This window comes from Methylocaldum sp. (assembly GCF_039794385.1).
GTDB lineage: Bacteria > Pseudomonadota > Gammaproteobacteria > Methylococcales > Methylococcaceae > Methylocaldum.
The window spans coordinates 1-8,286 of sequence record NZ_JBDIVO010000218.1 but is presented as its reverse complement, the minus strand read 5'-3'; the positions used below and the strand labels follow the sequence as shown (position 1 = coordinate 8,286).

The window sequence follows — 8,286 nt, the reverse complement described above, 5'->3', positions numbered from 1 at the left end:
GCTGAATCCCCTTCATCATTCGGCCGCCCCCAAGCCGCGAACGGTGATGGGCCTCAGCTTCCCGAATCCGGTAGGTCTGGCAGCCGGGCTCGACAAGAACGGCGAATGCATAGACGGCCTGGCCGCTCTGGGCTTCGGCTTCATCGAGATCGGCACGGTGACGCCCCGCCCGCAACCGGGCAATCCGAAGCCGCGTTTGTTCCGCCTGCCCGAGGCCGAGGCGCTCATCAACCGCATGGGATTCAATAATAAAGGTGTGGACTACCTGGTCGAGCAGGTCAAAAAGGCGCGTTACAGCGGCATATTGGGCATCAACATCGGCAAGAACCGCGATACCCCATTGGATCGGGCGCTCGACGACTATCTGATCGGATTGCGCAAAGTGTATCCGCACGCCAGCTATGTCACGGTCAACATTTCCTCTCCCAATACGCCCGGCCTGCGCGACCTCCAGGCCGGCGAAAACCTGGACCATCTGCTGTCCGGCTTGCGGCAGGAGCGGGAGAATCTGACCCAGACTCACGGCCGGCGCGTTCCGCTGGCCGTCAAGATCGCGCCCGATCTCGAACCGGAGCAAATCAAGCAGGCGGCGGACGCCCTGGTCAAATACGGAATCGATGCGGTGATCGCCACCAATACCACCGCCTCCCGAGAAGGCGTCGAAGGACTCGCTCACGGCGAAGAAACCGGCGGACTCAGCGGCCGCCCTTTGTTCTGCAAATCGACCGATGTGGTCGCCCGACTCGGGCAGGCTTTGCAAGGCGCCGTTCCCATCATCGCTTGCGGCGGCATCGCCGGCGCCGAGGACGCTCGCCGGAAATTCGAGGCCGGCGCGGAATTGATCCAACTCTACACCGGCTTCATCTACCGAGGCCCGGCTTTGATCAGGGAGATCGTCGAAGCTTTGTAACAGCCGCCCTAGTCTCTCCCTACGGCTCGAAAATTTCTGACTAAACTTGTGACTCAGGTTGCAAAACAATAATTAACCCAGAGATCGAGCCATGCTGAAATCCTTCGTAGAAAACCTGAATTTATCCCGCCAGATGTACCTGGCCATGGGTGTCGGCATCGCCGGCGTCGCCTCGGTGACTTTCATGAGCATCAAGACGGCGGGCGAAAATGACGATATTACCGGCGTAATCATTACCGCGGTCGCGGCATCGGTCACGATGCTGGCACTGGCCGCCTATTTGGGCCGGCACTCCGCAAAACGCGCCGAAAAACTGGTGGACGCGCTGAGCGCGATGGCCGCCGGCGACTTAACCAAGAACATTTCCCTGGAGGGCAAGGACGAATTCTCTTGGATGGCCTGGAAATGCAGCACGGTGATCAAAAACCTGGCCGGCATGGTGCGGGATATCGTCAAGGATGCCGAACAGGTGGCGGCGGCGGCGGAAGAATTGTCGACGATCACCGAGCAAAGCCGGCAGCGCGTCTTCAACCAGAACGAGCAAACCGAGCAAGTCGCCTCGGCCATGACGGAAATGTCGGCGACCGTCCACGAGGTCGCCCAGAACGCATCCCGCGCCGCCGAAGCCGCTCAGGACGCCAACGAACAGGCCAAGAACGGCACCACGGTCGTCAAGCACACTATCCAAAGCATCAATGGCCTCGCGACCGAAGTGGAGAAAACCTCCGAAGCCATAAACAAGCTGAAAGAGGATAGCGTGGCCATCGGCGCCGTTCTGGACGTGATTCGGGGCATTGCCGAGCAAACCAATCTGCTGGCGCTCAACGCCGCCATCGAAGCGGCCCGCGCCGGCGAACAAGGCCGCGGCTTCGCGGTGGTGGCGGACGAAGTCCGCACTCTGGCAAGCCGCACGCAACAATCGACCCAGGAAATCCAGGGCATGATCGAACGCCTCCAGACCGGGGCGAACCAAGCCGTCTCCGCGATGGTGCAGGGCAAGAGCGCGGCCAAGACCAGCGTCGATCAAGCGATCAACGCCGGCGAATCGCTGGAGATCATCAATCGCTTCATCGACACCATCAAGGACATGAACACCCAAATCGCGGCGGCCGCCGAGGAACAAAGCATCACCGCCGAAGAAATCAACCGCAATGTAGTCAACATCAGCGGAATCTCCCATGAAACGGCTCAAGGCTCCGAGCAGACGGCAGCCGCCAGCGAGGAATTGGCCCGACTGGCCTCGCACCTTCAGGAACAGGTCGGCCGCTTCAAGATCCGCTAGCCGTCTGCCGCCCTTCGATTTCGGTTCGGGACACCTGCTACCCGTAACCGGCGTGATCGTCCTCAGTAGGTCGGCAATCCCTTGCCGACGAAAGTGTCGGCAAGGGATTGCCGACCTACGAACTCCCACCCCAACTTTCCCGGTGAGGATGGGCACGGCCTAAGGCCTTTGCCCATCCTGCGTGCTGAACCCGATTTCGACTGCCAGTCGGGACCGTGCCGGTCCGAACCTGCGTCGAATCCGGAAAGTCGCCGCTGAACCGGTCGGCTGACGGGATTCATTCGATACCGCATCCGTACATCTCCTTGAATCGCGAATGGCGATTTTTTGCGATAATCCCCGTTCGCATCTTGTCCCCTGCTTTCCAACCCGCCGATGAAATCCAAACCTTCACCGCTGAAATCCGTGCCGGCACTCAAAGCCGCGGCCCAGCGCGCTCTACAGAGCGGGTATTTCAAGGACGCGATCGCGTCTCTGAAGGACCTCTTGAAACAGGAGCGCCGGCAGGAGTCGGAAGACCTTCTGGCCGAGGCCTATCTGGGACGTGCCCGCGAACTGGCCGGGAAGGGCATGTTCCAGGAAGCGGCGATGCTGTGGGAGAACCATGCCGGTCTTCGCCCCGGCGCGCCGCTTTCGGGGGAGTACCTGACCTGGCTGCTCAAGGCCGGGCAGATGGGCAAGCTCGGCCAGGCGCTGGCAGCGGTCCCCGATGACTTTGCCGCCTCCGCGCCGGGGCGGCGTCTGGTCGAGGCCGCGGCTTTGCTGGCCCTGGAAAACGACAAGCTGCTCGATGCCCTGCCCAGGGAGCATGCCATCGTCCGGCAGCAGCCGCTGCTCCGGAAAGCCCTCGCGGCTTATGCGGAGCGCCGGGAAGCCGAAGCGGAGGAATGCCTGCGGCAGGTATCGTCCCGCTCGCCGTACCGGAATCTGCGCACTCTGCTCAAGGGCCTCCTTGCGGTGGAACGCGATCCCGACGGGGCGTCGGAAGTCCTGGACCGCGTCGATCCCGATTCGGCCTGCCGGAATCTGGCCGCGGCTCTGCGCGAACAGTTGGCAACCCCTGCGCCGGACGTGGCGGCTTATCTCAAGCTTCCGCCGAAGCTGCGTGCCGTCGTCGACAAGCTGAAAGGCTACGGCAAGAAGGAACTGGCGCTGTTGCGGGACATCCAGAACGCCGCCCAGGCCAAGGGTGCCCGGCCGCTCCTGGAAGCGGTCCTGCGTCACCGCGCCGAACTGGGCGAGGCCGAAAGCCGCCGCTTCTGTCTCGCGGCCCTGGCGGACTCCCCGGAGGCCATCCCGTTCTACGAGCGGGCATTCGGCAAGCTGATTCCCTTCGAACAATGCCGCATCAAGGCGCTCCACGCCGAGGAAATACTCGATTATCCAGAGGCCAGCCGGTATTGGCAGGAATGCATCGCTCTCTTGAAGAATGCCCCGCAGGGCCGCGATGAACCTCTCACCCAGGCTCTGATCTTCCGCCATGTGGCCGACCTGGCCGAGAAGGAATTCCCCGAGTTGGCCATCGCTTGCCTGGAGCAGAGCCTGGAACTGGACCCGGACGACAAGCCAGCCTACCTAAGGCTGATCGGACTGCTGGAGCAGTTCGACGACGCCAAGGCCGCACTGTCCTGGCTGGACCGCGCCGTGAAGCGCTATCCGCGGGACCCGGAGGTTCTGCTTCCGGCGATGCGGGCGGCCCAGCGCCGCAAGGCGTTCAAGAAGGTGGCGAACTATGCCAAGACCCTCCTTGAAATCGACCCCATCAACAGCGATGCCCGCCGCTTTCTGCTGGAGGCCCATCTGGGCCACGCCCGCAAGCAACTGAAAGCCAGACGCACGGATCTGGCGGAAGCGGAGCTGACCGCGGCCCGCAAGCTCGATCCCCAGCGGCGCAGCGCGGCCCTGCTCTGGCTCGATGGGCTATCGGCCTTCTGGCAGGCCGACAACGAACGCTGCCGGAATCTTTGGCAGGAGGCATGGACCGCCGCGGGCGGCGGCGCGGCGGCCTGGTTTCAGTGGGCGATCGAAGTGCTCGCGGCGGACATGCCTCTGAAGGGTCCCGATAGCCTGGTCCAGGGGCTGGACAAGCAGCATTCGGCGGACAGGGCGGAACTCATGGCCCTGGTCAGGCTGCTCGGCCTGTACCGGGGCGAGGGGCGGCAGAATCTCTCGCAGGCTCTCCACAAGCTGGCGCCGATGCTGAAGCGCAGCTTCAAACAGGCGGAACTGTCCGAGGAGGATTTCTTCGGCCTCTGCCAGGGCTTCGGCGCTGCCGGCCAATACGAGCTTCTGGGCGAATGCGCGAAACAGGCGGCGAGGCGGTGCCGCTACGCGCCGGTGTTCGCGTATTTCGAGGTTTATGCGAAATGCCGGGGCGATGCGGGCAGGCTGCTGCCCATGGATGGGCTCCGGCTACAGATGAATCTGGACCAGGCGCACCAGGCGGGCGACCGCCGCACCGCGGCCTTGATCGATCAATTTCTGCGCAAGCACGAGGAATCCCTGCAACCCGATTTTCATGAGGCTTTTCCGGACGGGCTGGACAGTCTCGACGAGGAGGCGGCCGAGCGGTTCGCGGAGCGCATCGAGGAACTCGACCGCTTGTCCCCCGAGGAACGGGCGAAGGAATTGCTCGGCGACTATCCCCCCGAGCAGTTCGAGAAGCTATCGGAGAAGGATGCGCTGGGTTTGATTCTCGACAAATTGCTGGGCGGCCTGGGTGTGGACGCGAGCCGGATTCTGGACGGACTGCCCCTGCCCGGCCGCGGCAAGAAATCCAAGAACACGAAAAAATCCTAGGAGAGTCCATGGAAACCCCTTACGAAGTGCTGGGCGTGGAGGAAGACGCCGGCGACGAGGCAATCAAGAAGGCTTATCTACGCAAGGTCCGGGAATTCCCGCCGGAGCGGAACGCCGGGGAGTTCCGGCGTATCCGCAAGGCTTATGAGCTCATCGAGACCGACAAGAAGCGCCGGGAATACCGGTTGTTCCATCGGGAAAAGCCCGACGTTTCCGTCCTGCTGCGCCAGATTCTGCGACCGGGCCGGCCGGAACGGCCGGATGCCGGCACCCTGATCCGGACGCTCACCGAGGGCCTGGCCGAGCATTTGTCCGAGACGCACACCGATACATGATGGACGAAGCGAACAAGATCCGTCTGCTGGAAGAATTCCGGCAGTACCTCGATACGCCCGCCGGTTTCGAGGAAGACGCGGCGAGGCAGACCGACCTTTTCACCCTGTTCGGTGAGCTGGCGGCGCTACGCACCGAGGTCCGGACCGAGTCGCGCCAGTTCCGCACCGCTCTCGATACGGTCGGCGAAGCGCACGAATGGCTCAGGGACAGCCAGAGCAATCTGAATCGGACTTTGGAGCGGTTTCAGGGCGAGTTTTCCACCCTGCGCCGCAGCGCCCTGCGTTCCGCGCTGCTGGATCTTCTGGATGTGCACGACCGGCTCTCCGCGGGTCTCAATGCGTTGCGCAACTACCGTCCGGTCAAGGGCTGGTTCCGCATCAAGTCGCGTCCGGAGGACCGGCGCTTTATCGAGAGCATACGCGAAGGCCAGGGCATGAGCCTCAGACGGCTGGAGGAAATCCTGGCGCGCCACGAGGTCCGGCCGCTGGAGGTCATGGGTCTGCCCGTCGATCCCCACACCATGACCGTGCTGGAACTGGACCGGCAGCCCGATCTCGAAAACGGCATCGTCACGGCGGAACTGCGCAAGGGATTTCTCTGGGGCGACGAAGTCTTACGTTTAGCGGAAGTCAGGGCCAACAAACTATGAGCGACATCATCATCGGCATCGATCTCGGCACGACCAACTCGGAAGTGGCGATTCTGAAGGAGGGCAAGGTAACCGTCATCCCCGACCGGGAAGGACGCAAGATCCTGCCGTCCTTCGTCGGCATCGGCGAGCACGGCGACGTCCTGGTGGGCGAACCGGCGCACAATCAGTACATTCTCTACCCGGAGCGCACGGTCAAGTCCATCAAGCGCCACATGGGCGAAGATCTCAGGGTGGAGCTGGCGGGCCAGCACTTCAGCCCGCAGGAAATCTCCGCCATCATCCTCAAGCGTCTCAAGGCGACCGCCGAGGACTACCTCGGACGGAGCGTGCAAAAGGCGGTGATCACCGTCCCCGCCTATTTTTCCGACGCCCAGCGCCAGGCCACCCGAGAAGCAGGGGAGATCGCCGGTCTCGACGTGGTGCGCATCATCAACGAGCCCACGGCCGCGGCGCTGGCTTACGAGGCCAAGACCGGAACGCGCAAACGGATACTGGTGTACGACCTGGGCGGAGGCACCTTCGACGTGTCGGTGGTGAGCATCGAGGACGATGTGGTGGAAGTCCTGGCCAGCCACGGCAACAACCGGCTGGGCGGGGACGATTTCGACGCCCGGATCGTCGATCATCTGGTCGAGCACATCAAGCGCGAGCACGACTTCGACATCACCGAGTCGCGGCAGATCATGGCGCGTATCAACCGGGCCGCGGAGAGCGCCAAGCGAACCCTGTCCGACCAGCCCTTCGTGCGCATCGACGAGGAATATCTGTTCGAGAAGGAGGGGACGCCCATCCATTTGTCGCTGGAGCTGTCCCGCTACGAGTACGAGCAGATGATCGCGGGCTATATCGACGAAACCCTGGAAGCGGTGCACATCGCCCTGCGCGGCGCCAACCTGACCGCTTCCGACATCGACGAAATCCTGCTGGTGGGCGGCAGCACCCGCACGCCCGTCGTCAGCGAGCGGCTGTTCGGCGAGCTTCGCAAGGAGCCGCACCGGAACATCGACCCCGATCTGTGCGTCGCCATGGGCGCGGCCGTCCAGGCCGGGGTGATCGCGGGAGAATCGGTATCCGCGGTGTTGGTCGACATCACGCCCTACACCTATGGGACCTCCGCCATAGCCGAACTCGACGGCGAACTCTACCCCTACGTCTATGTCCCCATCATCCGCAAGAACACCCCGCTGCCGGTGAGCAAGACCGAGGCCTTTTACACCAGCTTTGACGGTCAGCAGGAAGTGGACGTCCGGATTTACCAGGGCGAGGCCCCGGACGCCCTGAACAATATCGAAATCGGCGAATTCAGGGTGAAGGGCCTGCGCAAGGTGCCCGCGGGCAACACCGTCACGGTCAGCCTGGATCTGGATCTGAACGGCATCCTGCACGTCTCGGCTCGGGAGAAGGACACCGGCCTTTCCAAGTCCATCACCATCAACAATGCCATCGCCCGTTTCCAGGGAGAGGAGATGGGGGCGGCCAAGGCCCGCATCGACGCCCTGTTCGGGCCGGCGGCCGGAGCCGAAACGCTTGTGGAAGGAGCGGCTTCGGAGCGGCATCATACGGAGGTCAAGGCGCGGGCTCTGGTGGAAAAGGCGGAACGCCTGCTGGAGAAAGCGTCCGAGGAAGACCGCGAGGACATGATCGACCTCATCGAAGATATCAGGGACGGCATCGCCGCCGGCGATCTCCAGGCCGTCGAGACGGCGGTGGAGCGTCTCGCCGACATTCTCTATTACCTCGATACCTGATGGAGCGCTGCCCCACCTGCCAGGCCCGGTTGCGGGAGGACCCGGTGTGCGCCCGCTGCCGGACCGATTTGAGCCTCCCGCTCGCCGCCGAGGCACAGGCGTGCGCGAAGCTGCACCAGGCCGTCGCCCGGCTCGGCGCGGGCGACGCCGCCGCGGCCCGGCAGGCGCTGGAGGAATCGCTGCAGCTCAAACGCTCGCCCCTGGCCCTGCTGCTGCGGGGATTTCTGGCTCGCCGCGGGCGCTGAGCCTTTCGACCGAGGCGATCCTTTGCAAGGAACATCGCCCGGCCCCCTTTGAACCTAAGGAACGGCGGTTGACCGCTTATTCCATCCGGCATTCGAGTGAACATTATCGTAGGGTGGGTTAGCGAAGCGTAACCCACCGGTCCGAAGTCGTTCGGTGGGTTACGGCCTCGCCACCTAACCCACCATCGATGGGTTTCGCTTCGCTCTACCCATCCTACAAGAATGAATTCCTCGGAAAGTCGTAGATACCGTCTTAGAAATCACGATGCAAGCCCATGATTGGGATCGAACGGTCGGCCGGACTTAAGGACGCC

Annotated in this window: 7 protein-coding genes; all 7 read left to right on the top strand. The window is 63.2% G+C overall.

Going from position 1 to position 8,286, the window contains the following annotated elements; genetic code table 11:
• On the top strand, positions 1–910 hold a 910-nt coding region (locus ABJK70_RS16700; protein ID WP_347258519.1), incomplete at its 5' end, for a quinone-dependent dihydroorotate dehydrogenase.
• Positions 911–1,001: 91 nt separating this feature from the next.
• Positions 1,002–2,192 carry a methyl-accepting chemotaxis protein gene (locus tag ABJK70_RS16695; RefSeq protein ID WP_077730867.1) on the top strand — a complete coding sequence of 397 codons (1,191 nt, stop codon included), beginning with the start codon at positions 1,002–1,004 and terminating at the stop codon, positions 2,190–2,192.
• Positions 2,193–2,567: 375 nt separating this feature from the next.
• A complete protein-coding gene (locus ABJK70_RS16690; RefSeq protein WP_347258518.1) occupies positions 2,568–4,991 on the top strand; it encodes a tetratricopeptide repeat protein in 2,424 nt (807 codons plus the stop codon).
• 8 nt (positions 4,992–4,999) lie between these two features.
• Entirely contained in the window at positions 5,000–5,326 is a 327-nt protein-coding gene (locus ABJK70_RS16685; RefSeq protein ID WP_077730864.1) for a J domain-containing protein, read from the top strand.
• Positions 5,323–5,976, top strand: a complete 654-nt coding sequence (gene grpE / locus ABJK70_RS16680; protein WP_077730863.1) for a nucleotide exchange factor GrpE — start codon at positions 5,323–5,325, stop codon at positions 5,974–5,976. Before ABJK70_RS16685 ends, grpE begins: the two co-directional genes overlap by 4 nt.
• On the top strand, positions 5,973–7,727 hold the full coding sequence (locus ABJK70_RS16675; protein ID WP_077730862.1) for an Hsp70 family protein: 1,755 nt from the start codon (positions 5,973–5,975) through the stop codon (positions 7,725–7,727). Before grpE ends, ABJK70_RS16675 begins: the two co-directional genes overlap by 4 nt.
• Positions 7,727–7,972 (top strand): hypothetical protein, encoded by a 246-nt coding sequence (locus ABJK70_RS16670; RefSeq protein ID WP_077730861.1) that lies wholly within the window; start codon positions 7,727–7,729, stop codon positions 7,970–7,972. The genes ABJK70_RS16675 and ABJK70_RS16670 overlap by 1 nt, the downstream gene beginning before the upstream one ends.
• Positions 7,973–8,286 lie beyond the last annotated feature (314 nt).

Bases quoted from the DNA above. Each gene is read 5' to 3' on its own strand.
- ABJK70_RS16695 (WP_077730867.1), top strand. From the start codon at position 1,002: ATGCTGAAATCCTTCGTAGAAAACCTGAATTTATCCCGCCAGATGTAC.
- ABJK70_RS16690 (WP_347258518.1), top strand. From the start codon at position 2,568: ATGAAATCCAAACCTTCACCGCTGAAATCCGTGCCGGCACTCAAAGCC.
- ABJK70_RS16685 (WP_077730864.1), top strand. From the start codon at position 5,000: ATGGAAACCCCTTACGAAGTGCTGGGCGTGGAGGAAGACGCCGGCGAC.
- grpE (WP_077730863.1), top strand. From the start codon at position 5,323: ATGATGGACGAAGCGAACAAGATCCGTCTGCTGGAAGAATTCCGGCAG.
- ABJK70_RS16675 (WP_077730862.1), top strand. From the start codon at position 5,973: ATGAGCGACATCATCATCGGCATCGATCTCGGCACGACCAACTCGGAA.
- ABJK70_RS16670 (WP_077730861.1), top strand. From the start codon at position 7,727: ATGGAGCGCTGCCCCACCTGCCAGGCCCGGTTGCGGGAGGACCCGGTG.